This window comes from Pseudomonas sivasensis (assembly GCF_013778505.1).
GTDB classification, from domain to species: Bacteria; Pseudomonadota; Gammaproteobacteria; order Pseudomonadales; family Pseudomonadaceae; genus Aquipseudomonas; species Aquipseudomonas sivasensis.
On record NZ_JAAOWU010000004.1, the window covers coordinates 229,211 to 254,031 of the forward strand.

The following is a 24,821-nucleotide window of genomic DNA, read 5'->3' on the forward strand; positions in this document are numbered from 1 at the left end:
AAGGAGCAAGGTTAACCAAGCATAGGGCGGGAAGACAGCTCAGTCTTCGACCTGGCCCAGTTCGCGTTGGGCGCGCAGGTCACCGGCACGGGCGGCCATGCGCAGCAGGTCGTGACCGATACGGCGGTCGCGGGCATTGCCGCATTCACGGCACATCAATTGGCCCAGGCGGCTTTGTGCGGCGACGACGCCTTCACGAGCCGGCTGCTTGAGCAAGCGTCCGGCGAAGTGTTTGACGTTGCTGCTGTGTCCCAGGCGCGGGCTGTCGAGCAACCACAGGGCCACTTTCAATGAGAAGCGCTTGGGTGCGGTAACAGTCTGTAGGGTGTCGGTAACAGAAGGTGATACTGAGCGAAACTTCATAAAGCACTGTGGGACAGAACGGAAGGCGCGCCACTCTACTCTTTTTTTCGTACAGGTAAAGCTCAAAAAACCGTGCACGCCCGTGCTAGAGCAAGCGCTTGGGACAATCCACAGAAGCTGTGGATAACTCAGTGGACAACCTACCTTAAACTCGCGCAAAGGCCCATGGAGCGGGGCTCGCAGTCAAACTGACGATTTTTTCACCAATAAAAAAAAGCCAGATTTTTCATTGACTTAAATTTCCATTACAGGCAAATGGCGAGGCTGCGATGCGATGGACAGCCTGGTTACACCTGCCGCAACCAATGTGCACAAGTACCGATCCGATGGTTATATCCCCGGCTTTTTTTGGAGCGACTGCCTTCAAAAACGTTACCGCGAAGCCAATTGGGGACTTTTCAAATCTTTACCGGCTCTCCACACTGCCCGACGGGCAACGCAATGCGGACTAGGTCGATGAAAGGAATTCTGTTATTCGCTGTGCTGTTACTGGCCATCTGCGCCATCTCATTGTGGATTAATGCCGCGCTGCCATCGCCGGATGGCGCGCTGTTCGCCATCGCTATCTTGCTGTCGGCCGCTTTCACGGCCATAAGCCTGTGCATCGAGCTCGGCGATGGCCGCATCAACGATATGCGCGATGTGATGAAGGTCATTGAGACCGGCCAATCACTGCGCCTGACCTTAGCCGCCTATGGTCTGGGCTGTTCGATGGCCGCAGCTATCACCGTACTGGTCTACCGCAGCCTGCTGGCTGGCTGATTGAAGTTTTTTTGGTAACACACTTCCATTACCTGTTTCATTCCGTTACTATCCGCGGCGTTAGTACCAAGCTGAAAGTCAATTCTGGTCGAACAACTCCCCTGAACAACACGGGATCGACCACCTCGAAGGTTTCCAGGTATCACTTGCGACGACATTGCCTTTGAACAAGCAAAGGGTGTCGCGAAGTTTCCATACTCTGACCGAACCAACCTGCAAATTGATCAGGATCTTCACCCTGGGCCCAGAACCTTTGCCCCTGTTGTGCTGCCTGCCCTCCTAAGTACCTACCTGCCAGCCCAAGCGCGCCTAACTTATTAGCGCTTCAAACTGGCTGCTTTGTTCCAGTCAGGTTCTTCGTTTGATCAATGGTGATCAACGTTACTGGAACGTTTTAACGTTGCACGGCTCTTAATCCGTGTCATTTGTAGGAACACCAATAATATGAACGCTCAAATCCATACTCAGGATGCCATTCGCACCCTCACTAATGCTTTTGCCCCAATGAACTGCCTGATCATGGCCGCTCGCAAAGGCTGCTTCAGCTTCACACTGGTCAACGAACACGGCATCGCTCGTCACAGCGAACGCCTGTACCCCGATCAATACTCCAGCGCAGAACCGCTGCAGGCCGTGATCGAGCGTACCCGTCAGGCACTGGTTGCCTGATCGACCCGAGTCGCTGAAACACAAAAAACCCTGTTTAAAACACAGGGTTTTTTATTGCCTGCGATTCCTGAATTGCGAAGTTTTACTAAGTTCAAATCGATATAAACATTATAACTGGTTGAATAAGATGTTTTAAAAACAGGCCTTTACATCGCGAATATGACACTACACTTCAACTCAAGCGGCGTGATCCGCTTCCGGCGAGCCTGAGATCCGATCCACTGCTGCCAAGCCCCCTCCTTCTCAGGTCTCGTCGACCACTTTCACGGATTGAGGCTTGTATGGGTATCGCTGCCAGTGAATTGTGTCGTTATGTAATCCGGCCGACGCTGATGTACCTCGACCGACAGAGCCCAACGGCAGAGTCTCTGCTCCTGGGTATCGCGGCCAGCCAGTCGGAATTGGGTTCCGCCTTGCACGATCGACGCGGTCACGGCCTGTACAGCATCACCGAACCCCGTCATCGCGCCTTGTGGGACACCTACCTGGCACTCGACCCCGAGCGTGCCAGCCTGGTGCGCGGGCTGGCCAGCCAACACGCCTTTCTCAGCGCCCCACAATTGGAGCTCACCGTAAACCTGCGTTACGCCACCGCCATCGCATGGCTTCTGGTGGAACAACATAGCCCTGCCCTGCCTCAATCCGGTGACGTTTTAGCGATGGCACGTATCTGGAAAGAAATATTTCATCCGCAAGGAAGGCTGCGAGATTTCACCCAAACCTGGCAAACCTGTGTTTCACCCATGAATCACGTGGCCTGCTGACCGGGCAATTTGCAAGATTCGCCAAAAACGCTGAATTTTGGTCGGATTGTCCTACAAAAACGCTCTATCTCCGACATTACAGCCTATAGCGCGATGTTAATTTTATTGGTACTTTCCGCAGCGGTGATCACCACGGAGTTCTAATAATGAAAAAAGTAATGCTCAAGACCACACTTAGCCTCGCCGTTGCCATGGCATCCTCCCAACTGTTCGCAAGCGGCTTTGCACTGAACGAACAAAGCGTGAGCGGGATGGGTACGGGTTTCGCAGGTCGCTCCTCTTCTGCCGATGATGCAAGCACTGTTTACGGTAACCCTGCCGGTATGGCTCGCCTGAATGGCCAGCAGATCACGGGCGGTGTTGCTGCCATTGATGCTTCGACCGATATCAAGGACGCAAGTGGCCGCCCAAGCGGCTCCAACAAAGGTGATATGGTTCCGTTCACTGCGGTGCCATTCGGCTTCTACACCAACAAACTCAACGATCAGTGGGCCATCGGCTTCGGCGTCTATGCACCGTTCGGTCTGGTGACCGACTACGAAAACGGCTTCCAGGGCCGTGGCTTTGGCAGCAAGAGCGAAGTGAAGGTCATGACCTTCCAGCCGACTGTCAGCTATGCCTTCAACGACAAGGTTTCCATCGGTTTTGGTCCGACCATCAACCGCATCTCCGGGGTGTTGGAGTCGGACAAGACATTGGTAATCGGCGCGCCTTTCTCGGACACCAACGTCAAGATCAAGGGTGATGACACCGCACTGGGCTTCAATGTTGGTGTGCTGGTCCAGGCAACCGATACTACCCGCGTCGGCCTGACCTACCACTCCAAGGTCAATTACAAGCTTGAGGGGCACACCACCGTCAGCGGTCCGGCCCAGACTCAAGGCGCGCTGCGTAACAACCGTTACGACGCCTCCTTGAAAATCGAGACCCCGGAATCCTACGACCTGTCGGTCACTCAAGACCTGACCGATGCCTGGAAAGTGTACGGCGGTGCAACCTGGACACGCTGGAGTCGCCTGAAAGAGATCACCGTCAACAACGAAGGTGTGACTGGGACAAACGGTGGCGCCCTGGCCCCTAGCCGAATCGCCAACATCACCGAAGAACAAAACTGGCACGACACCTGGGCCTATGCCGTGGGTACCTCATACCAGTTGACCAAGCAGGTGGTACTGCGTACCGGCCTGACCTTCGACCAGTCGCCAACCAACAACACCGATCGTTCGCCACGTATTCCTACTGGCGACCGGACGATCTTCAGCGTGGGCCTGGGCTACAAGGTCATGGATAACATGACGGTCGACCTGGCGTACTCCTACCTCAAGGAAGAAGACGTCAAGGTCAATAACACCTCGCTGCCGTCCAACTACAGCGCCAAGTACGAAAACAGTGCCAACGGTTTCGGCCTGGGCATGACCTACACCTTCTGATTCAGGCAGGTGTAAAAAAGCCCCGCTCTCCTGCAAAGGAGGCGGGGCTTTTCATTGGGCGCGGATCAGGGTTTAGACGCTATCGCCTGCTCCACCGCCTTGATCAGCTCCGGGCTGTCCGGCTTGGTCAGGCTGGAAAAATCGCCAATCACCTTACCCTGGCGATCCACCACGTACTTGTAGAAATTCCACTTCGGCGCGTTGCTCTGCTGTGCCAACACCTTGAACAGATTCACTGCATCAGGGCCCTTGACCTTCTGCGGCTCGGTCATGGTGAAGGTCACGCCGTAGTTCACGTAGCAGACCTTGGCGGTCTCCTCGCCGGTCTTGGCTTCCTGCTTGAAGTCATCGGACGGCACGCCGATCACTTCCAGCCCTTGATCCTTGTAGCGTTGATACAAAGCTTCGAGGCCTTTGAACTGCGGGGCGAATCCGCAAAAGCTCGCGGTGTTGACGATAACCAAAGGCTTGCCGGCAAAGCGCTGGCACAGGTCGATGGATTCCTTGGCGCGCAGTTTGGGCAATTGGCCTTCAAGCAAAGGTGGGCAATCAGCAGCCAACGCCACACCGCCAAAAGCCGCCATCAGCACAGGTACAGCCAGCCAGCGCATCTGCATGTCGAAACGTCCTTTCAAGAGTTCAGGGATCGAACTTAACAGATCGACATACCCAGTTGCATCAATGCCAGCCCGCCGCGCTGCCAGCCCCACCATGCCAGCACCAGCAGGATGAGCCCCGCAATAATCAATAAACCCTGTGCTTTCAGGCTCATGCCGCCTCCATTTGCGCCTGTAGACGCGCCACCGGCCGCTCGCGTACCGGCCAATTGAGGGCGGCTGCGAGCAGGCTCAACACAATGGCACCTTGCCAGATCAAATCGTAGTTGCCGGTTCGATCATAGACCACCCCGCCCAACCAACCGCCGAGGAACGAACCAATCTGATGGAACAAGAACACAATCCCACCGAGCATCGAAAGATTTCGCACGCCAAACAAGGTGGCTACTGTGCCGTTGGTCAGCGGCACCGTGGACAACCACAGCAAGCCCATCGCCATGCCGAACAGGTAGGCGCTGAGTTGGGTCACCGGCGCCCACAGGAAAAGCACAATCACCACCGCTCGCAACAGGTACAACCCGGTCAGCAGACGCGGCTTGGACATACGCCCACCCAGCCAACCGGCGGTGTAGGTACCGACGATATTGAACAGGCCAATCAATGCCAGCACGGTGGTGCCTGTGGTGGCCGGCAAGTGCTGATCCACCAGATAGGCCGGCAGGTGCACACCGATAAACACCACCTGGAAACCACAGACGAAAAAGCCAAAGGCCAGCAGCCAGAATCCGGAGTGTCCGCAGGCTTCGTGCAATGCCTCGCGCAAGGTCTGCTGCCCGGCCAGTACCGGCAGCGGCTGATCCTTTAGCATGCTGACCAGCGGCAAGATCAACGCCACCATCAGGCCCAACGCAAGCAGTGCTGCGGACCAGCCCAGCCAACTGATCAAGCCTAAGGTGCCGGGCACCATAGCGAACTGGCCGAATGAACCTGCGGCGCTGGCAATACCCATGGCCATGCTGCGTTTTTCCGGCGCCACGGCACGGCCTACGACCCCAAGAATCACCGAAAACGAGGTTCCAGAGAGGCCGATACCAATCAGCAGACCGGCACTCAGCGAAAGCGACCACGCGGAATCGGACAGGCCCATCAACACGAGGCCCACGGCGTACAGCACTCCACCTACAAATACCACTTTGGTCGCGCCGAATCGGTCGGCCACCGCCCCCGCAAATGGCTGCGCCAGGCCCCAGATCAGATTCTGCAGCGCAATCGCCAAGGCGAACGTGCCTCGACCCCAGCCGAATTCACTGCTCATTGGCGCAAGGAACAGGCCGAAACCGTGCCGCACCCCCAATGACAACGCCAGGATCAGCGCACTCCCCACTAGGATCCAACCACTGGTGCGCCACATCGAGGTCATTTCTTATTCTCCGCTCGCGGGTATATACCCGCTTATGTTCGAACAAGCTCGCCTTCAGGCGAGCTCATCCAGCAAGGCCAACAAGGTTTCGCGTTTATCCGCGCCGAGTTGATCGATCAATTTCTGTTGCGCTGCCTCCCAGGCTGGCAAGGCGGCGGCCAGCCGTTCTGCACCGGCCTCGGTCAGCAACACCAGGCGATTGCGCAGGTCATTGCCCTCGACCAACTGGACCAATCCTTCGCACTCCAACACCCGGAGATTGCGCCCCAAGGTGCTGCGGTCCAGCCCCATGGCGTCCGCCAGGCTGGAAATGCTCGGCTGATCAAGGCGCTGCAGGTTACACAGCAAAGAATACTGGGCAACGTTGATCCCGAAGCCGTCGAGGGCGCCGTCGTAGTGCCTGCTGACGCCACGGGCGGCGCGTCGCAGGTTGGTGCATAAACATTGGGAGGCAAGCATGGAACGTGTATATACCCGCGATTATTGAAATGCAAGAAAGTGTTACAGCGCCAGACCGACCAATACAGCGACTTCCAGCAGCTCCAACAAGGCTCCAGCGGTGTCGCCGGTGGTGCCGCCGAGGCGATTGACCATCAACTGGCGCAGACCAATGAAGCAGATCGCCGCGAGCAGCACCGCGATCCCACCACTGAATCCCCCGATAAGAATGCAGGCCAGACCACTGAGGATTAGCACCTGTTGGCCGACGAGCCGAGGTAAATGATCCGACAATGCCTGACCCAATCCGCCAGCACGCACATAACGAGTGGTCAGAAACAACGCCAGCATCGAGGCCCGCCCGATCAGCGGTGCCAAAATGAGCGCAGCGCCGTTGTGTTGCTCAATCAAGGCCACCAGTGCAGTGAACTTGAGCAGCAACACCAAGCCCAGGGTGACTACCGCAATCGGTCCACTGCGGGGGTCTTTCATGATGGTCAGGGTGCGCTCACGGTCGCCAAAACCACCGAGCCAGGCGTCCGCGCTGTCCGCCAGGCCATCCAAGTGCAACCCGCCACTGAGCAGCACCCAGGCCGTCAGCAGCAGCGCGGCATGCAGCAACAATGGCGCCCCCATCAGCGCCGTATTCAAACCCCACAACAGCAAACCGAACAGCAGCCCGACTACCGGATAAAACAGCAACGAGCGCCCCAACTCCTGCGGCTGCGGCATGCCCGGCAAGCGAATCGGCAGGCTGCTGAGAAATTGCAGGGCGATCCAGAACGGCAGCATCGTCAGATTCCTTCCTTCAACACGCCATCGGCAGCGACCTGCAAGCTGAACAGCCCACCATGGCCGACTTCGACATTCAGCAACTGCTCGCGGGGCAAGCCTCGGGCCTGGGCCAATAGCAAACGCATCACCCCGCCATGACTGACTAACAGCACGCGCTCACCAGCATAGGCCTGATGCAAGCGTGAGACGGCGCTCAAAACACGTTCGGAAAATTCCCTGACCGGCTCACCCTCAGGTGGCGTGAAGCTATAGGGATCGGCCCAGAACAGGCCCAAGCCTTCGGCGTCGGTTTCCATCAACGCCGCCGCGCTCTGTCCTTCCCAAGCGCCGAAGTGCAGCTCTTGCAGGTCCTTTTCCAAGCTCACCGGCACCTTCAGCCGCGCCGCCAACTCATCAGCGAAGCGCGCGCAGCGTTGCAGCGGCGAACTGATGAGCCGGTCCCAAGGCCCCTGCGCTATGACGGCGGCGCGCATCTGCTCCCAGCCTTTGGCGGTCAAGGCGTCATCCAGGCTGCCACGCAGGCCGCCGCCCAGCTCGGTTTCGCCGTGGCGCAGCAGGTCCAGGTGCAAAATCATGCCGGACGGTCTGCCACGGCCGCTTCAGCAAAGGTCGCCATCTGCCCGTGCAGCGCACACGCCAGGCGCAACAACGGTACCGCCAACGCGGCGCCGCTGCCTTCGCCCAGGCGCAAGCCGAGTTCGAGCAACGGTTGAGCATCAAGGCTTTGCAGCACATGACGATGACCCGGCTCAGCGCCCCGATGGCCGAACAACAGCCAATCGCGGCAGTCCGGATTCAGACGCGTGGCCACCAGTGCGGCGACCGTGCAGATAAACCCATCCACCAGCACCACCACGCCTTCTTGGGCGCACGCCAGATAAGCTCCCACCAACGCAGCAATCTCAAAGCCGCCCAGGTTGAACAGGGTGTGCAGTGCGTCACCACGCTGCCCGCCATGCAACGCCAATGCGCGTTCGATCACGGCAACCTTGTGGCTCACCCCTTCAGCGTTCAACCCTGTACCCGGGCCGGTCAGATCGCTGACGCGGCAATCGAGCAACGCGCACGCCAACGCACTGGCAGCGGTGGTGTTGCCGATGCCCATTTCGCCGCCGATAAACAACTGCGCACCGCTTTCACGGGCACGCAGCACGCTATCGCGACCCGCTTGCAATGCCAATTGCCCCTGAGCCACGGTCATTGCCGGGCCCTTGACGAAGTTGGCGGTGCCCGTGCCGATATTCAGGTGACGCACGCCCGGCAGGCTCAGCGACGGGTTCACCGTACCGAGGTCGACCACCTCCAACTGCCCATCCAATTGCCGCGCCAGTACGCTGATGGCCGCACCACCGGTGACAAAGTTATGCAGCATCTGCCCGGTCACTTCCTGGGGATACGCCGACACACCTTCGGCAACCACGCCGTGATCCCCGGCAAAAATCGCAATCCACACGTGATCAACCGACGGTTTGACCTGGCCCTGCAAGCCAGCCAATTGCACGGCCAGCGCTTCCAACTGACCGAGGGAACCGGTCGGCTTGGTCAATTGCTGCTGGCGCGCCAGGGCCTGTTCGTACGCCGAGGCGTTAATCGCCTTACAAGGGTTGAGCCACCAGGTGTCAGTCATAACGCAATACCTTTCAAAGTCAGGGGCAGGCCGGCAACCGTCAGGACAACACGCTGACACCGCTCGGCCAAAGCTTGATGCAGCCAACCGGCTTCATCCACATAGCGGCGAGTCAATTCGCCCAGCGGCACGACACCCATTCCGGTCTCGTTGCTGACAAAAATGATTTCCCCCGGCAGCGTGGCCAGGGTTTCCAGCAATTGATCGCGCTCAAACGCCAAGCGCTCTGCGTCTTCGAGCATCAGCAGATTGGTCAGCCACAGGGTCAGGCAATCCACCAGCAAGCAGCGACCGGCTCCGGCGTTTTCGCGTAGCACACGCGCCAGCTCGACAGGCTCTTCGATCAAACCCCAATGATCAGGGCGACGCTCGCGATGCGAGGCAACGCGGGCATTCATCTCGCCGTCAAGCGGCTGACTGGTGGCGATATAGATGACGGGCAAAGCGCTGTCGCTGGCGAGCTTTTCGGCCAGGCGGCTTTTACCGGAACGAGCGCCGCCTAAAATCAGTTGAAGCATGAGACACCCCCTACCCATTCACCCATCCACGATGCGAAGCGAGTCGTTTTTGATCCTGCTTTTGATCTGAAGTCGCCCCGTAAACCACGCTGGCCGAACGCAGGAATGGATATGTACACCGAAAGCCCCCTCCCACCTTTGAACCGTGTGTACACCATTAAATCCCACACAGTTTGCGCAACAAATCGGTGTTCAAATGGTTCTCCACCAGATCGGCCAGGCGTTCGATATCGCGCTCGCGCAGGGCGTGGTAGTCCACCTCCTGCACATCCTGCAACCCTGCCCAACGCAGCAACGCACTGCAGGCCGCCGGGGTCTCGAACAAGCCATGCAGATACGTGCCGAGAATCTGCCCGTCAGCACTTTGCGCGCCGTCACTGCGACCGTCCTCCAGCAGCACGGCGGCGTTCGACAGGGCAGCGCCACACGTCACACCCGCATGAATCTCGTACCCGCTGACCTCAGCATCCTCCAGCAACAACCGCCCCCGCACATTGCGCAGTTGCTTCTCTTCTTCCAAAGTCGTGCTGAACGCCAACAACCCCAACCCGTCACTGGAACCCGCCGCTCCTTCCAGCCCCAATGGGTCATGCACCTGCTCGCCCAGCATCTGCAACCCGCCGCAAATCCCCAGCACCTTGCCGCCATACCGCAAATGCCGCGCTACGGCGGTATCCCAGCCATTGGCACGCAGATACGCCAAATCACTGCGCACGCTTTTCGAGCCCGGCAGGATGATCAGGTCGGCGGCAGGAATCGACTGGCCCGGACCGACAAACTGCAAATCCACCTGAGGATGCAGGCGCAGTGGGTCAAAATCCGTGTGATTGCTGATGCGCGGCAATACCGGCACCACCACCTTGAGCACCTGCGCCGCCTTGTCGATCTGACGCTGGTCGATGCCGTCTTCAGCCTCCAAGTGCAAATCCATCACGTAGGGCAAAACCCCCACCACCGGTTTGCCAGTGCGTGCTTGCAGCCAATCCAAACCGGGTTGCAACAGCGCGATATCGCCGCGAAAACGGTTGATGACGAAGCCCTTGACCCGCTCTTGTTCGGTGGGCGAAAGCAATTCCAAGGTGCCGACCAGATGGGCAAACACACCGCCGCGATTGATGTCGGCGATCAGCAGCACTGGGCAGTCGACGGCTTCGGCGAAGCCCATGTTGGCAATGTCATTGGCGCGCAGGTTGATCTCCGCCGGGGAGCCTGCGCCTTCCACCATCACCACCGAATAGGCTTCGCTCAACCGTGCGTGGGAGGCCAGCACTGCCTGCATGGCGATGGCTTTGTAGTCGTGATAGGCCACGGCGTTCATGGTGGTCACGGCGCGGCCGTGGATGATCACTTGGGAACCGGTGTCGCTGTTGGGTTTGAGCAACACCGGGTTCATGTCAGTGTGAGGCGCCAGATTAGCTGCCTGGGCCTGCACCGCCTGGGCGCGGCCGATCTCGCCGCCTTCGGCCGTCACGGCACTGTTGAGCGCCATGTTCTGCGGCTTGAACGGCACCACTGCGACGCCCTGGCGCACCAGCCAGCGGCACAGCGCGGTCACCAGCGTACTTTTGCCGGCGTCGGACGTGGTGCCTTGCACCATCAGCGTACTCATGAAGCATCCTTATAGGCGGCCAGTGCGGCGTCGAGTCGCAACCAATCGGCCTCGGTGTCGGGCAGGCCGAAGCGCAGGCTGCTGTCGTGGACGAACAGGCGCAAGAGGATGCCGCGCTGGGCCATGAATTCGTGCATGCGTTCGGCGTGCGGGGTGATCAGCCATTGGAACAACGCGCAGCCGCCCTGAGGCTGAAATCCGTGGCGCTCAAGCAGCGTGAACAATCGCTCGCCTGCCTCGACGCAACGCGCCCGCTGACGGGTATGCCCGGCAGTGTCGCGCAGGCACACTTGCCCCAACACGCGTGTCGGTCCGCTGACGGCCCAAGGCCCGACCTGTTCAGCGAGCAACTTGAGCAACTTGCGTTCGGCCAGCACAAACCCCAGACGCACGCCGGCCAGGCCGAAGAACTTGCCGAACGAGCGCAACACAATCAGACCGACCTGATGAGCCTGGCCTGCCAAACTCAACTCCGGCGTCACGTCCATAAACGCTTCGTCCACCACCAGCCAGCCGCCGCGCTGGGCCAGCCGTGTGTGCCAGTCCAGCAGGCGCTGGGGAGTCAGGCTCTGGCCTGTAGGATTGTTGGGATTGACCACCACCAAAACGTCGAGGCTATCGAGGAAGAAGTCGACTTCCTGTTCCTGCACCTCGCGCACCACATACCCGGCGCGGCGCCAGGCTTCGGCATGCTCGGCATAGCAAGGCGACAGCACGCCGACTTTGCCGGATCGGCGCAGGCGCGGCAGCAACTGGATCGCCGCCTGGGAACCGGGCACCGGCAATAAATGCGCGGCCCCGTAGTACTCGCTGGCAGCCTGTTCCAAGCCGTCGTCGGTCTCTGGCAATCGTGCCCAGGCACGCGGCGGGATCGGCGGGATCGGCCAGGGCCAAGGCGCGAGACCGCTGGACAGGTCAAGCCAGTCGGCCTCGGCAATCCCGTATTGAATGGATGCTTTACGCAGTCGGCCACCGTGTTCAAGCATAGAATTGCGCCCCCGCACATAGGATCAGCAGCCACAACCATACGCCGCGCTGCACCAGTTGCCAGCCTCGGACGATGGAGTCGGCATCCGCCGCCGGGCCTTCGCCCAATGGCGGACGCTGGTGCACTTCGCCGTGATAAATCGCAGCACCACCCAATTCAACACCCAAGGCGCCTGCGCCGGCAGCCATCACCGGCCCGGCGTTGGGGCTGTCCCAGGTCGGGCCCTGGGTGCGCCAGCATTTGAGGGCCAGGCGGGTTTTGCCGAGCACGGCGTAGGTCAAGGCCACCAGGCGTGCCGGAATGTAGTTGAGCACGTCGTCGATTTTCGCTGCGGCCCAGCCGAAGCGCTCGAAGCGTTCGTTGCGATAGCCCCACATGGCATCAAGGGTGTTGCTCAATCGGTAGAGCACCACGCCCGGTACGCCAGCGACCACGAACCAGAACAGCGCGGCGAATATCGCATCGCTGCCGTTTTCCAATACTGATTCGGTGGCGGCGCGGGCGACTTCGGTGCGATCCAGCTCACTGGTCTGGCGGCTCACCAGGTAACTCACCCGCGTGCGGGCCTCATCCAGGTCATCGCTGCGCAACGCCTGGGCCACCGGCATCACATGCTCGCCGAGGCTGCGCATACCGAGGGCGCAGTACAACGCCAGAATCTCCAACACCCAGCCGATATACGGCGCCCACGACAACGCGGTGGCCAGCAGCGTCAGCGGCACCACGGCGATAAACCACGCCGTCACGCCGTGACTGCGCCAGCCACGGCCGCCACTGTTGAAACGTTGCTCGATGCGCCCGGCAAAATTGCCGAACGCCACCAGCGGATGCCAGCGCCTGGGCTCGCCCAGTAGCGCATCCAACGCCACTGCAGCGACACACAGCAAGGCCACACTCATTGACTTACTCCCCACGTATTCTCATACAACATGTCACTCAGCGGACGCGGTTCGGTCCAGCCTTCGAGCTGCAACATCGGTGCCGGATAGAACTCGACGACCGGCCCCAGGCACAACACAGCCAGAGGTTTTGCGCCGGGCGGCAGGCCCAGCAAATCGGCCAGGGCCTGGGGCTCAAACAACGAGACCCAGCCCATGCCAAGGCCTTCCACGCGAGCGGCCAGCCACAGATTCTGGATCGCACAGGACAGCGAGGCCATGTCCATCTCCGGCAAGGTGCGCCGGCCGAAAATATGGCGCTCGCGATCATCCATCAATGCCGCCACCAGCACTTCGGCACAGTCGTTGATGCCTTCGACCTTGAGCCTCATGAACTCATCGGTGCGCTCGCCAAGGGCCTCGGCTGTGCGCACGCGCTCTTCTTCCACCAGTTGCTGGATCTGCCCGCGCAGGTGGCGGTCGCTGATGCGGATAAAACGCCAGGGCTGCATGAGGCCGACACTCGGCGCCTGATGCGCGGCCTGAAGCAGGCGGTGGAGCAATTCAGGGGCGACAGTGCCACCGCTGAAGTGGCGCATGTCGCGGCGTTCGGCAATGGCGCGGTAAACGGCATCGCGGTCGGCCTGGGGGAAGGCGTTGTCAGTCATGGCGCTATCGTGGGTAAAAACAATGCGGCCACAGCAGCCGGATTCGACGGAAAGTAGAAGTGCACGTAAGAGGCCGTCATCCGCCCCTGTCGGTAGACCGCTTCGGCCCCGCGCCCACCATTGGGGCTCAAACCACGGGCAATCGGTTGCCATTCGGTGCTGGTCAGGGAGTGGTGATAGGTATGGCCGCGCAGTACGCCTTCCGGCAATTCGACGCTTTGCAGCGCCAGGGCCGCCAGTTTCTTTTGCATCACTGCATCACCCTGCAACAGGCCGAGCAGTTCGGCGCGGTTGCCGTCGACGTCGGTGAGGGAGTTCAGCAGGTAGAGCATGCCGCCACACTCAGCGAGCAACGGCTTACCCGCCGCATGGTGAGCACGGATGGCGTCGAGCATCGGAGTATTTTCCGACAACGCCTGGTGGTGCAGTTCCGGGTAGCCACCAGGCAGATACAGACTGTCGGCGTCAGGTAATTCGCGATCGTGGATCGGGGAGAAAAATGTCAGCTCAGCGCCCATCGCCCGCAACAGGTCAAGACTGGCGCCGTAGGTGAAGGCGAAGGCTTCGTCGCGGGCCACGGCAATGCGGACACCGGCCAACAACGGCTCAGCTTCGATCACTTCAGGCGCGGCGAAGGTCACGGGCGGCGGTAAAGCGACTTCGCAACTGCTGCCCAAGGCTTGGGCGGCGGCGTCCAGGCGTGCATCGAGGTCATTCAGTTCGCTGGCTTGAACCAGGCCCAGATGACGGCTCGGCAGCTCGATTCCCGTCTCGCGGGACAGCGCGCCGTACCAGCGCAGGCCTTCAGTGAGGCTACCTTCGAGCAATTGCGCATGACGCAACGTGCCGACGCGGTTGGCCAACACGCCCGCGAACGGTAGATCCGGCTGGTAGCGCGCAAGGCCTAGCGCCAGAGCACCAAAGGTTTGGGCCATGGCGGTGCCATCAATCACGCCCAGCACCGGCACGCCGAAGTGCCGCGCCAGGTCGGCACTGGAGGGCGTGCCGTCGAACAGACCCATCACGCCTTCGATCAGGATCAGGTCGGCCTCCCCCGCCGCTTCCCACAGCAGGCGGCGACTTTCCTGCTCGCCCACCATCCACATATCCAATTGATACACCGGCGCACCGCTGGCGCGTTCGTGGATCATCGGGTCCAGAAAGTCCGGACCGCATTTGAACACGCGCACCCTACGTCCCAGATTGCGGTGCAAACGGGCCAGGGCGGCGGTGACGGTAGTTTTGCCTTGGCCGGACGCCGGTGCGGCGATCAATACGGCCGGGCAATGACGGGGCTGATTCAAAGTTCGACGCCCTTCTGTGCCTTGATACCGGCCTGGAATGCGTGTTTGAGCATGCCCATTTCGGTGACGGTGTCGCCCATCTCGATCAGCTCCGGCTTAGCGCCACGGCCAGTGACCACCACGTGTTGCATCGGCGGGCGGGCTTGCAGGTCGCTGAGCACTTGGTCCAGGTCGAGGTAGCCGTGCTTGAGGGCTATGTTCAGCTCGTCCAGCACCACCAGGCCGATGGTTGGGTCTTGCAGCAGTTCGCGGGATACCGCCCAGGCTGCCTCGGCGGCGGCGATATCGCGCTGGCGGTCCTGGGTTTCCCAGGTAAAGCCTTCGCCCATGACGTGGAAACGCACTTGCTCGGGGAAGCGGCGGAAAAACAACTCTTCGCCAGTGCTGTTACGCCCCTTGATGAACTGCACCACACCGCATTGCATCCCATGGCCCATAGCGCGAGCGAGCATCCCAAACGCCGAGCTGCTCTTGCCTTTGCCGTTGCCGGTGAGTACCAGCAGCAAGCCGCATTCGTTAGGGGAGTTGGCGATGCGCTCGTCGATCACGGCTTTTTTGCGCAGCATGCGCGCCAGGTGGCGTTCGTCGCGGTCGGGGGTATCGGTCATGGCAGCTCTCCGTTGGGGCTGGACAAAAACGGCGGGCAGGAAAAAGAAAAAACAGACAGCCAAGCATCGCCCACCGTGATGCTGTTGGATGATCCAGGCCGGTCTCCGGGCTCATGAGTGGCGCAGCTCTTGTAGAGAGCAAGCAGGCCAACGCTGCGCCTTCCCATATCGCAAGCGATACAGTGGCAAAAGCAGCGTCTTGACTCATTTACCGTTGCGGGGGCAGCGCCGGAATTGCGGCGGCGCTGTGTACAAGCGCGCTCACTCACCGGCTTCCCTGTTTCACTCTGTCGACCCACGGGTCACAGAGCACCTGGAACAAGCGGCGAAGGTTAGTGGGTTGGGGGTGGAGCGTCAATGAAAGCTGGTCGAGTACTTGAACCATCGCACCACCGCCCTCCTCTACCCTTACAGGTATCAAGGAGAACACCATGCATAAAACCAGACTCGCCCTGTTAATCATGCTTGCCGGCACCCTCGCGGCGTGCGGAGAAAGCTCAACCCTGAAGGTTTCCGACGGCACCGGCCCCTCGCCCCGACTGCCGGAGCCGAACAAAACGCTGATCCCTACCGTCAACATCGCTCCGGCTATCGGCTGGCCAGATGGCGCGAAGCCAACGGCAGCCCCCGGCACCCAAGTGGCCGCGTTCGCCGAGGGCCTCGACCACCCGCGCTGGCTGTATGTGTTGCCTAATGGCGATGTGCTGGTGGCGGAAACCAACGCACCGCCCAAACCGGATGACGCCAAGGGCATACGCGGCTGGGTCATGGAGAAGGTCATGGGACGTGCCGGCGCCGGGGTGCCGAGCCCGAACCGTATCACTCTATTGCGCGATGCCGACCACGACGGCGTCGCCGAAACACGTACGGTGTTCCTGGAAAACCTCAATTCGCCGTTCGGTATGACCCTGGTCGGAAACGACCTGTATGTGGCCGACTCGGACAAGCTGCTGCGTTTCCCCTATCAGCCAGGCGAAACTGCCATCAAGGCCCAAGGCTCCAAGGTGGTCGACTTGCCAGGCGGTCCGCTGAACCATCACTGGACGAAAAACGTGGTGGCCAGCAAGGATGGCAGCAAGCTGTACGTGAGCGTCGGCTCAAACAGCAATGTCGGTGAAAACGGCCTGGAGGCGGAACAGGGGCGTGCCGCGATCTGGGAAGTCGACCGCGCCAGCGGCCAGCACCGTATTTTCGCCTCCGGCCTGCGCAACCCCAATGGCATGGCTTGGGAACCGCAGAGCGGCAAGCTGTGGACAGCGGTGAACGAGCGCGACGAGATCGGCAGCGACCTGGTGCCGGACTACATCACCTCGGTCAAGGACGGCGGTTTCTATGGCTGGCCGTTCAGCTATTACGGCCAGCATGTGGATGTGCGCGTCACGCCGCAGAACCCGGACCTGGTCGCCAAGGCCATTGCGCCGGACTACGCCGTAGGGCCGCACACCGCTTCTTTGGGCCTGACGTTCGCCGAGGGCAGCAAACTCCCGGCGCCGTTCAGCAACGGCGCATTCATCGGCCAGCATGGCTCGTGGAATCGCAAGCCGCACAGCGGCTACAAGGTGATTTTCGTGCCATTCGAGGCAGGCCAGCCTAAAGGTCAGCCGGTGGACGTGCTGACCGGCTTCCTCGATAAAGATGAGAAAGCCATGGGCCGCCCAGTGGGCGTGGTGATTGATCAGCAAGGGGACTTGCTGGTGGCGGATGACGTGGGGAACAAGGTATGGCGGGTGTCGGCGGCCAAATAAACGCCCCCAGAAGCATCACAAAACCAATGTGGGAGGGGGCTTGCTCCCGATAGCAGTGGGTCAGGCACAGATACTGTGACTGATACTTCGCTATCGGGGGCAAGCCCCCTCCCACATTTAGTTAGGTATTGGGTTCAGGGATTACGTGCCAGGTTTGCTGGCAATACCCGCTTGGCGCTCAGATAAGCATTCTGCCAATACGCCTTGGACAGGGTATCGAGCTTCACCGTACCGCCGGTTTGCGGCGCATGGACAAAGCGGCCCTCGCCCACATAGATCCCAGCATGGCTGACCTGCGAACCACCACCGGTGGCGAAGAACAGCAGGTCACCGGTTTGCAGGTTCTGCTCACTCACGTCCTGAGCGCGCATCACGATCAGCTCACGGGTAGTGCGTGGCAGGGAAATGCCGGCGGCGTCACGGAACACAAAGCCGATCAGGCCACTGCAATCAAAGCCCGAGTCCGGCGTGTTGCCGCCCCAGCGATAAGGCGTGCCGACGAGGCCCAGCGCACGGAAGAGCACGTCTTCAGCAGCAGGCGAGAAGTTCTGAGTGGCGTAGTTGAATACTGGCTTGGGCTTGACCGCCACAGGAGCAGGCGGCGGACGGCTGGCGCAGGCGCTGAGCAGCGCGGCGCAAACGAGAAGAACTAGGCGGGCTGACGTCGACATGTGCAGAACAATCCTGATCTGGATGCGGCTTTCGCTGCCGAACGCTGAAAACCAGAACGCGCAAGCAAGGCTCGCGCGAACGGATTACAACAATGTCCAGGGATTCTAGCGCTTACACGTCAAACTTCAAGTATCACTTTAAGTTTACTTGCTAGCGGTAACGGTCGTCGGGGCCATGGCGAGTGCACGCTTGGCTTCGATGAAGGTTTTGCTCCAGTAACTGTCGCCCAGGTTGTCGACTCGGACACCGCCACTGCGACGGCTGCTGGAGTGGATAAACTGGTTATCACCCAGGTAAATACCGGCGTGACTGACACGACCACGACCTGCAGTACTGAAGAAAAGCAGATCACCGGGCTTGAGGTTGTTGCGCGCGACCAACGGTGCGTTCACGTTGATCATTTCGCGAGTGGAGCGTGGCAAGTTCATGCCAGCTTCTTCACGAAACAGATAGCCGATGAAACCGCTGCAGTCGAAACCGGCTTCGGAAGTACCGCCAAAACGGTAACGGGTACCGATCAGGGACATGCCGCGTTCGAGAATGCTGTCGGCCAGAACTGGAAGCTGATAAGGCTTGCTGCCGGAGAAATCGGCCAGTTCTTTCTCTGTTGCAACTTCTTCCTCATAGACAGTGGAAGACTGCGCTGCAACAAATTTTGCCTGGGAATGTTGTTGAGGCTTTTGCTGCTCAACCACCTGCTGAGGGTGGGAGGCGCAACCAAACAACAGGGTAACGAGTGCGAGAGGCACGAGGGGTGCGAAGCGATTTAGCATGGGCACGACCGTGGCTGATGTGTAAAGAAGCCGAGACTATGCCCTCTATCACATCGATTTGCAAATTCAATCGTGATCTATGTGACTTCCTGTTTGGACTATGACATCTAAGCCCTTAACACCCTATACGCACCTTTCGCGTGGCCAAACCGGCCAAACGCGGGTTTTCTGACGCCTGGAATTTGCCAAAACCCCTGCAAACAAAGGGGTTGCTACCAGCCGAGGGTTTCTTTGAGAAAGGGAATGGTCAGTTTACGCTGGGCCTGCAAAGAGGCTTGATCGAGCTGTTCGAGCAAATCGAACAACGCACTCATGCTGCGAGTGCCACGGGTGAGGATAAAGTGTCCGACTTCGTCGGTGAGGTGCAGGCCGCGGCGAGAAGCACGCAGTTGCAGGGCGCGCAATTTGTCTTCGTCGGAGAGCGGGCGCATCTGGAAGATCAGCGCCAGGGTAAGGCGCGACTTGAGGTCGGCCAGTTTGACGGGCAACTCGCGGGGCGATGTGGAGGCAGCAATCAACAAGCGCCGTCCGCTGTCTCGCAGGCGGTTGAACAGATGAAACAGCGCCTCTTCCCAATCGGCCTTGCCAGCAATCGCCTGTAGGTCATCCAGGCATACCAGCTCGTATTGCTCAAGGTTGTCGAAGATCCCGATACCGCGGTCCATCAATTCAGCCAAAGGCAGGTACACCGCCGGCTCGCCCATTTGCTCGAAGCGCAAGCAGGCGGCCTGCAACAGGTGAGTACGCCCCACGCCGTGCTTGCCCCACAGATAGATCAGGCTTTCAGTCCACCCGGCGTCGGCTTCGCAGAGCCGCTCGACATAGCCGAGTGCAGCGGCATTGGCGCCTGGGTAGTAATTGATAAAGGTGGCGTCATCACGCAGACGCACACCTAAGGGCAGCTGAATCGGTTTCATGCTGACTGAACGGCTCCCATCGAACCGCTAGTGGCCTCTGTGTAAAGTTTGCAAAGTTTATACCCGTGACGCGGGGCGCACAATGCAGCAGACCACAAGCAAAATCAAAGGTTTGCGTTAACTTGCCGGTTTTACGCGGATTGTTTGACGCCCCCCCCCCATAAACAACAAACCCGGCCGAAGCCGGGTTTATAAGCAGCGGTTACAGGTCGGGGTCTTCGACGCCCGTGTACACATCCGAATCCTTGTACAAATCGTGCATATGGCGCACCAGCACCATGATCACCGCCGCCACCGGCAATGCCAGCAAGATGCCGGTAAAGCCAAACAGCTCGCCCCCCGCCAGGATCGCAAAGATTACCGCCACCGGGTGCAGACCGATCCGGTCACCCACCAACAACGGCGTCAGCACCATGCCCTCAAGGGCCTGGCCGACCATGAACACCGCGACAATCCCGAGCATCGGATACAGATCACCACCAAACTGGAACAGGCCAGCCACGAGCGCCGCGCCGATGCCGATCACAAAGCCCATATAAGGAACGATAGCCGCCAGGCCAGCGATCAGGCCGATCAACAGGCCCAGCTCCAGGCCGATGGCCATCAGGCCGGCGGCGTAGATAACGCCCAGGGCCAGCATCACCAGCAACTGGCCACGCACGAATGCGCCAAGGACTTCATGGCACTCACCGGCCAGGGAGACGATGCGCTCCTCACGATCACGCGGCAGCAAGCTGCGGATCTTGGCCATCATGATGTCCCAGTCGCGCAGCAGATAGAACGCCACCACCGGGATCAGCACGAGATTGGTCAGCCAGCCGATCAACGCCAGGCTCGACGCAGTCGCCTGACTGAGGATCACACCGACGATATCGGTGGTTTGCCCCATATGCTCACTGATCGCCGCCTTGACCTTATCGAACTTCCAGAAGCCGTCCGACAACCCCAACTTGGCCTGGGCCCACGGCATTGCCGTATGCTGCAACCAGTCGAGCATCTGCGGCGCCAACTCATAGAGACGAAACAGTTGCTTGGCCAGCATCGGCACCAACACCAGCACCAGCGCGGTGATGATCAAGGTGAACAGCGCAAACACCGCCACTACGCCCAAGGTCCGCGACAGCCCGGCTTTCTCCAAACGATCCACCACCGGATCGAACAGATAGGCCAGCAGCAACGCAACCAGGAACGGCGTCAGGATCGAATGCAGCAAGAACACAAAAACGCACAGCAGGACGATCCCGCCAAGCCACACCCAACGACGCGTATCCGCCATAAACCACTCCATTGCTTCTATATAAGGAAGAACTGTTACCAACGAAAACGCAGTTGCGCCTGAGGCTCAGGCGCAGCGGCCGGTTGCGCGCCCTCAGCGACTGGCTGCGTAGCCGGCGACTCGCCCGCAGGGATCTCCTGCAGCTTGGCCAGGCTCAACTGGGTGCGCAACTGATCGGCGCTCCCGTTAACCCGATACACAATGCGATTGCCGTCAACCCACTGCGGCTGGCCACCAAACGGCTCCAGCAGATGACCCAGTGCCGCGTAGCGCTCCAGGGTCATCCCCTGCACTTCCAGCAGTTGTTCGGTGCTCACGCCAGGCTTGACCGCAAAACGCGGCGCCAATTTCTGGCTGACCGCCAGCATCACTGCGTCGGCCACCGCGCCGGTGTCGGGGCCTTGGGCTGTGCCCTGTTCGCTCTTGTCGCCCAGCCACAGGCGCCATTTGGCCTGCCATTGGTTACCTTCCTGACGCGCGTGCACGGCAAGCAACGCGTCGGCGCCGTAGCGCTCGGATGCGGCGCGCAACGGTGTGGCGTCGGCACTCTCCAGGTTCGGCGCCGTGGCGACGACCTGCTCATCCAGATCGCCCAGCGGCAGACGCAACGGCAAGCCACGGTGCTGGGCTGCATGACGCAGCGCCTGGGCGACGGTCTGGCCATCCCCCACCAGGCTGCTGCCTTCAGTGGAATCGTTCAACCACCAGCCGAGGATCGACGGCCGATTGCTGCCCCAGATCGACAGGCCCGCATCACGCAGAGCGCGGTCGGTGCTGACCGGGTCGAAATCCACTTGCAGACTCTCGGGTGGGCCGGCGTCGTAACCGTATTGCGTGATGATTTGCTGCGGATCCTTGCGAATCGCCGCCAGGCCTGGGCCGTCGGCGGCTTTGGCGTCGCCGGTCAGACGGATTACCAGGGTCTGCACCGCGCGCTGGGTGGCCTGGTCGCGCTCTTGGGGCGATTGGCTGCTGACGGGTTCAAGTACTTGATAAAGACCATTGAGGGTTTCGGCATGACTCGCCAGGCTGACCAACGACAAGCAGCCCATAAAGAAGAATTTACACAGACGCATGGAAGATTCCCGAACGACAAATTTAGCGGCTGGAACAGACCGCGTGAACTCGGTTTGCCAAGGCTGTGACCACGGCAACCGGTAAAACATTCACAGAGTCCTGGTAAGTTTTCATGCTGTCATAACGATAGCGGGTTCAAGGCTATACCTTAATACGTGCCACGGCTGACGCGATTAGCATTTTTTTAACCTATATGGCCCTGCCCGTCGGCCCGAGGATGGCCGCTGCCCCTCAAGCCTGATAAAATCGCGCGCCTTCGCAGACCGTCATCGGCTGGGCCTTTTACCAAAAGCCCCTGCCCGCTCGGTCGTTACCCCTGAATCCCCCCTAAAGGCCTGGATCATGAGCAAGCAACCCTCCCTGAGCTACAAGGACGCCGGTGTAGACATCGACGCCGGTGAAGCATTGGTCGAACGCATCAAGAGCGTCGCCAAGCGCACTGCGCGCCCCGAAGTCATGGGCGGCCTGGGCGGTTTTGGCGCCCTCTGCGAAATCCCGGCCGGCTACAAGCAGCCTGTTCTGGTTTCCGGCACCGACGGTGTGGGCACCAAGCTGCGCCTGGCACTGAACCTGAACAAGCACGACAGCATCGGCATCGACCTGGTGGCCATGTGCGTCAACGACCTGGTGGTATGCGGCGCCGAGCCATTGTTCTTCCTTGACTACTACGCCACCGGCAAGCTCAACGTCGAGACCGCTACCCAAGTGGTAACCGGCATTGGCGCGGGTTGCGAACTGTCGGGTTGCTCCCTGGTAGGCGGCGAAACCGCTGAAATGCCAGGCATGTACGAAGGCGAAGACTACGACCTGGCCGGTTTCTGCGTGGGTGTTGTAGAGAAAGCCGAAATCATCGACGGTTCCAAAGTGGCTGCCGGTGACGCCCTGCTCGCCCTGCCATCCTCTGGCCCGCACTCCAACGGTTACTCGCTGATCCGCAAGATCATCGAAGTGTCCGGTGCCGACATCGAGAACATCCAACTCGACGGCAAGCCACTGACCGACCTGCTGATGGCCCCGACCCGCATCTACGTCAAGCCACTGCTCAAGCTGATCAAGGACACTGGCGCGGTCAAAGCCATGGCCCACATCACCGGCGGCGGCCTGCTGGACAACATCCCGCGCGTCCTGCCAAAAGGCGCTCAGGCGATCGTCGACGTGGCCAGCTGGCAGCGTCCTGCGGTATTTGACTGGCTGCAAGAGAAAGGCAACGTCAATGAAACCGAAATGCACCGCGTGCTGAACTGCGGCGTTGGCATGGTGATCTGCGTAGCGCAAGAACACGTTGAAACTGCGCTGAACGTCCTGCGTGAAGCCGGCGAGCAGCCTTGGGTCATCGGCCAGATCGCCACCGCTGCCGAGGGCGCGGCCCAGGTTGAACTGAAGAACCTCAAGGCTCATTGATGTCTCAGACCTGTGATGTTGTGGTGCTGCTCTCCGGCACCGGCAGTAACTTGCAGGCCCTGATCGACAGCACGCGCACCGGCGACAGCCCGGTGCGCATCGCTGCGGTGATCTCCAACCGCAGCGACGCCTACGGCCTGCAACGTGCCAGGGACGCGGGTATCGAAACCCGCTCGCTGGATCACAAGGCTTTCGAGGGCCGCGAGGCCTTCGACAGCGCCTTGATCGAACTCATCGATGCCTTCAACCCCAAACTCGTGGTACTGGCCGGATTCATGCGAATCCTCAGCGGCGATTTCGTGCGGCACTACGACGGGCGCCTGCTGAATATCCACCCTTCCCTGCTGCCCAAATACAAAGGCATGCACACCCATCAGCGCGCCCTTGAAGCCGGTGACAGTGAGCATGGCTGCAGCGTGCACTTTGTCACCGAGGAACTCGATGGCGGGCCTCTGGTCGTACAGGCAGTGGTTCCGGTAGAGTCTGACGACTCGGCGCAGACACTTGCGCAACGGGTTCATACCCAGGAACACAGGATTTACCCGCTGGCTGTGCGCTGGTTTGCCGAGGGGCGGTTGATTCTTGGTGACCAGGGTGCATTATTGGACGGTCAGTTACTTGCGGCCAGCGGCCACTTGATTCGAACCTAGGAGATTTTATGCGTCGCGCCTTGCTTTTCGCTGTTGCGCTGTTCGCCTTGCCTGCCGTGCAGGCAGCCGACCTTCACCCCTTCTCCGCCAGCTACACCGCCGACTGGAAACAGTTGCCCATGAGTGGTTCGGCTGAGCGCAGCCTGACCAAGAACGACAACGGCTCGTGGACCTTGAATTTCAAGGCATCCATGATGATCGCCAGCCTGACCGAAACCAGCGTGATCCGCTTCGACAAGGACACCCTGCAACCCGTGAGCTACAGCTTCGAACGTGGCGGCCTGGGCAAGGCAAAGAAAATCAACCTGGACTTCGACCAGACCGCCAAGAAAGTCACCGGTTTTGAAAACAAAGACCCGGTGAACGTGGCCCTGCAAAGCAACATGCTCGACAAGTCGACCTACCAGCTCGCATTGCAACGCGATGTGGCAGCCGGCAAGAAAAGCATGAGCTACAACGTGGTTGAAGGGACCGACGTCGACACCTACGACTTCCGCGTGATCGGCCCGGAAAAGGTCCAGACCAAGGTAGGCTCCATCGACGCGATCAAGGTCGAGCGCGTGCGTGACCCGACCCAAAGCAAGCGCATCACCCAGATGTGGTTTGCCAAGGACCAGGGCGGCATCCTGGTCGCCCTGCGTCAGGTTGAGACCGACGGCAAGGAATACAACATCATGCTGCAAGACGGTACCGTTGACGGCAAGGCTGTCAAAGGCAACTGATTGCGCGGATGAGCTGAACAAGAGCCTCGCTGAATGCGGGGCTTTTTTTCGTCTGGCGGTTTTGGGTTCAAGTGTCTGCCATCATCGCGAGCAAGCCCCCTCCGACATTTGAACTGCGAACACTTTCCCCTGTGGGGGGGGCTTGCTCCCGATGGCGCCGGCATGACCAACACAGCCCTATCAGGCTGCC

27 protein-coding genes and 1 riboswitch are annotated in these 24,821 nt (G+C 60.1%); of the genes, 8 read left to right on the top strand and 19 right to left on the bottom strand.

Translation table 11 applies throughout. The features are described from left to right. Nucleotides 1-39 precede the first annotated feature (39 nt). Complete coding sequence (locus tag G9Q84_RS10015; protein ID WP_032887821.1) at nucleotides 40-363, bottom strand: SEL1-like repeat protein; 324 nt, start codon at nucleotides 361-363, stop codon at nucleotides 40-42. Nucleotides 364-819: 456 nt separating this feature from the next. Here G9Q84_RS10015 and G9Q84_RS10020 point away from each other — a divergent pair, with 456 nt between their 5' ends. The 4 genes from G9Q84_RS10020 (at nucleotide 820) to G9Q84_RS10035 (ending at nucleotide 3,988) form a co-directional block, all read left to right on the top strand. Next, nucleotides 820-1,125 carry a hypothetical protein gene (locus tag G9Q84_RS10020; protein WP_099603008.1) on the top strand — a complete coding sequence of 102 codons (306 nt, stop codon included), beginning with the start codon at nucleotides 820-822 and terminating at the stop codon, nucleotides 1,123-1,125. Between the two features lie 444 nt (nucleotides 1,126-1,569). Continuing rightward, nucleotides 1,570-1,794 carry a hypothetical protein gene (locus tag G9Q84_RS10025; protein ID WP_003175353.1) on the top strand — a complete coding sequence of 75 codons (225 nt, stop codon included), beginning with the start codon at nucleotides 1,570-1,572 and terminating at the stop codon, nucleotides 1,792-1,794. A 281-nt stretch (nucleotides 1,795-2,075) separates the two neighbouring features. Further along, entirely contained in the window at nucleotides 2,076-2,558 is a 483-nt protein-coding gene (locus tag G9Q84_RS10030) for a hypothetical protein (protein WP_122754440.1), read from the top strand. Nucleotides 2,559-2,704: 146 nt separating this feature from the next. After that, nucleotides 2,705-3,988, top strand: coding sequence for an OmpP1/FadL family transporter (locus tag G9Q84_RS10035; RefSeq protein ID WP_122754441.1), 1,284 nt, complete (start codon nucleotides 2,705-2,707; stop codon nucleotides 3,986-3,988). Nucleotides 3,989-4,053: 65 nt separating this feature from the next. Here G9Q84_RS10035 and G9Q84_RS10040 read toward each other — a convergent pair whose 3' ends face one another. From G9Q84_RS10040 to cobO, 13 genes are all read right to left on the bottom strand, one after another. Further along, nucleotides 4,054-4,605, bottom strand: coding sequence for a glutathione peroxidase (locus G9Q84_RS10040; RefSeq protein WP_122754442.1), 552 nt, complete (start codon nucleotides 4,603-4,605; stop codon nucleotides 4,054-4,056). Nucleotides 4,606-4,756: 151 nt separating this feature from the next. Next, complete coding sequence (locus tag G9Q84_RS10045) at nucleotides 4,757-5,956, bottom strand: MFS transporter (RefSeq protein WP_163033221.1); 1,200 nt, start codon at nucleotides 5,954-5,956, stop codon at nucleotides 4,757-4,759. Between the two features lie 63 nt (nucleotides 5,957-6,019). Beyond that, on the bottom strand, nucleotides 6,020-6,424 hold the full coding sequence (locus tag G9Q84_RS10050; protein ID WP_032887810.1) for a MarR family winged helix-turn-helix transcriptional regulator: 405 nt from the start codon (nucleotides 6,422-6,424) through the stop codon (nucleotides 6,020-6,022). Nucleotides 6,425-6,466: 42 nt separating this feature from the next. After that, the gene (locus G9Q84_RS10055) at nucleotides 6,467-7,195 is read right to left on the bottom strand and encodes an adenosylcobinamide-GDP ribazoletransferase (protein WP_122681144.1); all 729 of its coding nucleotides are present in this window, start codon (nucleotides 7,193-7,195) and stop codon (nucleotides 6,467-6,469) included. A gap of 2 nt (nucleotides 7,196-7,197) precedes the next feature. Next, complete coding sequence (gene cobC, locus G9Q84_RS10060) at nucleotides 7,198-7,773, bottom strand: alpha-ribazole phosphatase family protein (RefSeq protein WP_032887806.1); 576 nt, start codon at nucleotides 7,771-7,773, stop codon at nucleotides 7,198-7,200. Then, nucleotides 7,770-8,825, bottom strand: coding sequence for a nicotinate-nucleotide--dimethylbenzimidazole phosphoribosyltransferase (cobT, locus tag G9Q84_RS10065; RefSeq protein ID WP_122754443.1), 1,056 nt, complete (start codon nucleotides 8,823-8,825; stop codon nucleotides 7,770-7,772). Before cobT ends, cobC begins: the two co-directional genes overlap by 4 nt. Beyond that, nucleotides 8,822-9,343 (bottom strand): bifunctional adenosylcobinamide kinase/adenosylcobinamide-phosphate guanylyltransferase, encoded by a 522-nt coding sequence (cobU, locus tag G9Q84_RS10070; RefSeq protein WP_122754444.1) that lies wholly within the window; start codon nucleotides 9,341-9,343, stop codon nucleotides 8,822-8,824. The genes cobT and cobU overlap by 4 nt, the downstream gene beginning before the upstream one ends. A gap of 157 nt (nucleotides 9,344-9,500) precedes the next feature. After that, nucleotides 9,501-10,952 (bottom strand): cobyric acid synthase, encoded by a 1,452-nt coding sequence (locus G9Q84_RS10075; protein ID WP_122754445.1) that lies wholly within the window; start codon nucleotides 10,950-10,952, stop codon nucleotides 9,501-9,503. Continuing rightward, on the bottom strand, nucleotides 10,949-11,938 hold the full coding sequence (cobD, locus tag G9Q84_RS10080) for a threonine-phosphate decarboxylase CobD (protein WP_122754446.1): 990 nt from the start codon (nucleotides 11,936-11,938) through the stop codon (nucleotides 10,949-10,951). Before cobD ends, G9Q84_RS10075 begins: the two co-directional genes overlap by 4 nt. Beyond that, nucleotides 11,931-12,839 carry an adenosylcobinamide-phosphate synthase CbiB gene (cbiB, locus tag G9Q84_RS10085; protein WP_122754447.1) on the bottom strand — a complete coding sequence of 303 codons (909 nt, stop codon included), beginning with the start codon at nucleotides 12,837-12,839 and terminating at the stop codon, nucleotides 11,931-11,933. The genes cobD and cbiB overlap by 8 nt, the downstream gene beginning before the upstream one ends. Continuing rightward, nucleotides 12,836-13,486 (bottom strand): 5,6-dimethylbenzimidazole synthase, encoded by a 651-nt coding sequence (gene bluB, locus G9Q84_RS10090; RefSeq protein WP_099603000.1) that lies wholly within the window; start codon nucleotides 13,484-13,486, stop codon nucleotides 12,836-12,838. Before bluB ends, cbiB begins: the two co-directional genes overlap by 4 nt. Then, nucleotides 13,483-14,790: a cobyrinic acid a,c-diamide synthase CobB gene (locus G9Q84_RS10095; RefSeq protein WP_032887791.1), complete on the bottom strand. Its 1,308-nt coding sequence runs from the start codon at nucleotides 14,788-14,790 to the stop codon at nucleotides 13,483-13,485. The genes bluB and G9Q84_RS10095 overlap by 4 nt, the downstream gene beginning before the upstream one ends. Continuing rightward, nucleotides 14,787-15,398, bottom strand: coding sequence for a cob(I)yrinic acid a,c-diamide adenosyltransferase (gene cobO, locus G9Q84_RS10100; RefSeq protein ID WP_027603802.1), 612 nt, complete (start codon nucleotides 15,396-15,398; stop codon nucleotides 14,787-14,789). The genes G9Q84_RS10095 and cobO overlap by 4 nt, the downstream gene beginning before the upstream one ends. A 79-nt stretch (nucleotides 15,399-15,477) precedes the next feature. Continuing rightward, nucleotides 15,478-15,730, bottom strand: a riboswitch (cobalamin riboswitch). A 99-nt stretch (nucleotides 15,731-15,829) separates the two neighbouring features. Here cobO and G9Q84_RS10105 point away from each other — a divergent pair. Then, a complete protein-coding gene (locus G9Q84_RS10105; RefSeq protein ID WP_122754448.1) occupies nucleotides 15,830-17,143 on the top strand; it encodes a PQQ-dependent sugar dehydrogenase in 1,314 nt (437 codons plus the stop codon). Nucleotides 17,144-17,277: 134 nt separating this feature from the next. On the opposite strand, the gene G9Q84_RS10110 is transcribed toward G9Q84_RS10105, so the two are convergent. The 5 genes from G9Q84_RS10110 to G9Q84_RS10130 form a co-directional block, all read right to left on the bottom strand. Next, a complete protein-coding gene (locus G9Q84_RS10110; RefSeq protein WP_099602998.1) occupies nucleotides 17,278-17,814 on the bottom strand; it encodes a C40 family peptidase in 537 nt (178 codons plus the stop codon). Nucleotides 17,815-17,958: 144 nt separating this feature from the next. Further along, nucleotides 17,959-18,588, bottom strand: a complete 630-nt coding sequence (locus G9Q84_RS10115; RefSeq protein ID WP_032887785.1) for a C40 family peptidase — start codon at nucleotides 18,586-18,588, stop codon at nucleotides 17,959-17,961. Nucleotides 18,589-18,800: 212 nt separating this feature from the next. Then, entirely contained in the window at nucleotides 18,801-19,505 is a 705-nt protein-coding gene (hda, locus tag G9Q84_RS10120; RefSeq protein ID WP_032887783.1) for a DnaA regulatory inactivator Hda, read from the bottom strand. A 202-nt stretch (nucleotides 19,506-19,707) separates the two neighbouring features. After that, nucleotides 19,708-20,781: an AI-2E family transporter gene (locus G9Q84_RS10125; RefSeq protein WP_032887781.1), complete on the bottom strand. Its 1,074-nt coding sequence runs from the start codon at nucleotides 20,779-20,781 to the stop codon at nucleotides 19,708-19,710. A gap of 35 nt (nucleotides 20,782-20,816) precedes the next feature. Next, on the bottom strand, nucleotides 20,817-21,857 hold the full coding sequence (locus G9Q84_RS10130; RefSeq protein ID WP_122754449.1) for a DUF2066 domain-containing protein: 1,041 nt from the start codon (nucleotides 21,855-21,857) through the stop codon (nucleotides 20,817-20,819). Between the two features lie 343 nt (nucleotides 21,858-22,200). Here G9Q84_RS10130 and purM point away from each other — a divergent pair, with 343 nt between their 5' ends. Genes purM through G9Q84_RS10145 form a run of 3 tightly spaced genes read left to right on the top strand, consistent with a single transcriptional unit; the run spans nucleotide 22,201 to nucleotide 24,631 of the window. After that, nucleotides 22,201-23,259, top strand: coding sequence for a phosphoribosylformylglycinamidine cyclo-ligase (purM, locus tag G9Q84_RS10135; RefSeq protein WP_014719398.1), 1,059 nt, complete (start codon nucleotides 22,201-22,203; stop codon nucleotides 23,257-23,259). After that, nucleotides 23,259-23,909, top strand: a complete 651-nt coding sequence (gene purN, locus G9Q84_RS10140) for a phosphoribosylglycinamide formyltransferase (RefSeq protein ID WP_032887777.1) — start codon at nucleotides 23,259-23,261, stop codon at nucleotides 23,907-23,909. The genes purM and purN overlap by 1 nt, the downstream gene beginning before the upstream one ends. Nucleotides 23,910-23,917: 8 nt before the next feature. Next, on the top strand, nucleotides 23,918-24,631 hold the full coding sequence (locus G9Q84_RS10145) for a DUF3108 domain-containing protein (RefSeq protein WP_032887775.1): 714 nt from the start codon (nucleotides 23,918-23,920) through the stop codon (nucleotides 24,629-24,631). Nucleotides 24,632-24,821: the final 190 nt, after the last annotated feature.

What these genes read in the sequence shown, in the direction of transcription:
- G9Q84_RS10050 (WP_032887810.1), bottom strand. Translation starts at nt 6,424, where the DNA reads ATGCTTGCCTCCCAATGTTTATGCACCAACCTGCGACGCGCCGCCCGT.
- purN (WP_032887777.1), top strand. Translation starts at nt 23,259, where the DNA reads ATGTCTCAGACCTGTGATGTTGTGGTGCTGCTCTCCGGCACCGGCAGT.
- G9Q84_RS10040 (WP_122754442.1), bottom strand. Translation starts at nt 4,605, where the DNA reads ATGCAGATGCGCTGGCTGGCTGTACCTGTGCTGATGGCGGCTTTTGGC.
- G9Q84_RS10105 (WP_122754448.1), top strand. Translation starts at nt 15,830, where the DNA reads ATGCATAAAACCAGACTCGCCCTGTTAATCATGCTTGCCGGCACCCTC.
- G9Q84_RS10075 (WP_122754445.1), bottom strand. Translation starts at nt 10,952, where the DNA reads ATGAGTACGCTGATGGTGCAAGGCACCACGTCCGACGCCGGCAAAAGT.
- G9Q84_RS10035 (WP_122754441.1), top strand. Translation starts at nt 2,705, where the DNA reads ATGAAAAAAGTAATGCTCAAGACCACACTTAGCCTCGCCGTTGCCATG.
- G9Q84_RS10020 (WP_099603008.1), top strand. Translation starts at nt 820, where the DNA reads ATGAAAGGAATTCTGTTATTCGCTGTGCTGTTACTGGCCATCTGCGCC.
- G9Q84_RS10045 (WP_163033221.1), bottom strand. Translation starts at nt 5,956, where the DNA reads ATGTGGCGCACCAGTGGTTGGATCCTAGTGGGGAGTGCGCTGATCCTG.
- G9Q84_RS10145 (WP_032887775.1), top strand. Translation starts at nt 23,918, where the DNA reads ATGCGTCGCGCCTTGCTTTTCGCTGTTGCGCTGTTCGCCTTGCCTGCC.
- hda (WP_032887783.1), bottom strand. Translation starts at nt 19,505, where the DNA reads ATGAAACCGATTCAGCTGCCCTTAGGTGTGCGTCTGCGTGATGACGCC.
- cobC (WP_032887806.1), bottom strand. Translation starts at nt 7,773, where the DNA reads ATGATTTTGCACCTGGACCTGCTGCGCCACGGCGAAACCGAGCTGGGC.
- G9Q84_RS10030 (WP_122754440.1), top strand. Translation starts at nt 2,076, where the DNA reads ATGGGTATCGCTGCCAGTGAATTGTGTCGTTATGTAATCCGGCCGACG.
- cobU (WP_122754444.1), bottom strand. Translation starts at nt 9,343, where the DNA reads ATGCTTCAACTGATTTTAGGCGGCGCTCGTTCCGGTAAAAGCCGCCTG.
- cobD (WP_122754446.1), bottom strand. Translation starts at nt 11,938, where the DNA reads ATGCTTGAACACGGTGGCCGACTGCGTAAAGCATCCATTCAATACGGG.
- G9Q84_RS10125 (WP_032887781.1), bottom strand. Translation starts at nt 20,781, where the DNA reads ATGGCGGATACGCGTCGTTGGGTGTGGCTTGGCGGGATCGTCCTGCTG.
- G9Q84_RS10055 (WP_122681144.1), bottom strand. Translation starts at nt 7,195, where the DNA reads ATGCTGCCGTTCTGGATCGCCCTGCAATTTCTCAGCAGCCTGCCGATT.
- G9Q84_RS10115 (WP_032887785.1), bottom strand. Translation starts at nt 18,588, where the DNA reads ATGCTAAATCGCTTCGCACCCCTCGTGCCTCTCGCACTCGTTACCCTG.
- G9Q84_RS10130 (WP_122754449.1), bottom strand. Translation starts at nt 21,857, where the DNA reads ATGCGTCTGTGTAAATTCTTCTTTATGGGCTGCTTGTCGTTGGTCAGC.
- G9Q84_RS10015 (WP_032887821.1), bottom strand. Translation starts at nt 363, where the DNA reads ATGAAGTTTCGCTCAGTATCACCTTCTGTTACCGACACCCTACAGACT.
- cobT (WP_122754443.1), bottom strand. Translation starts at nt 8,825, where the DNA reads ATGACTGACACCTGGTGGCTCAACCCTTGTAAGGCGATTAACGCCTCG.
- cbiB (WP_122754447.1), bottom strand. Translation starts at nt 12,839, where the DNA reads ATGAGTGTGGCCTTGCTGTGTGTCGCTGCAGTGGCGTTGGATGCGCTA.
- purM (WP_014719398.1), top strand. Translation starts at nt 22,201, where the DNA reads ATGAGCAAGCAACCCTCCCTGAGCTACAAGGACGCCGGTGTAGACATC.
- cobO (WP_027603802.1), bottom strand. Translation starts at nt 15,398, where the DNA reads ATGACCGATACCCCCGACCGCGACGAACGCCACCTGGCGCGCATGCTG.
- G9Q84_RS10025 (WP_003175353.1), top strand. Translation starts at nt 1,570, where the DNA reads ATGAACGCTCAAATCCATACTCAGGATGCCATTCGCACCCTCACTAAT.
- G9Q84_RS10110 (WP_099602998.1), bottom strand. Translation starts at nt 17,814, where the DNA reads ATGTCGACGTCAGCCCGCCTAGTTCTTCTCGTTTGCGCCGCGCTGCTC.
- bluB (WP_099603000.1), bottom strand. Translation starts at nt 13,486, where the DNA reads ATGACTGACAACGCCTTCCCCCAGGCCGACCGCGATGCCGTTTACCGC.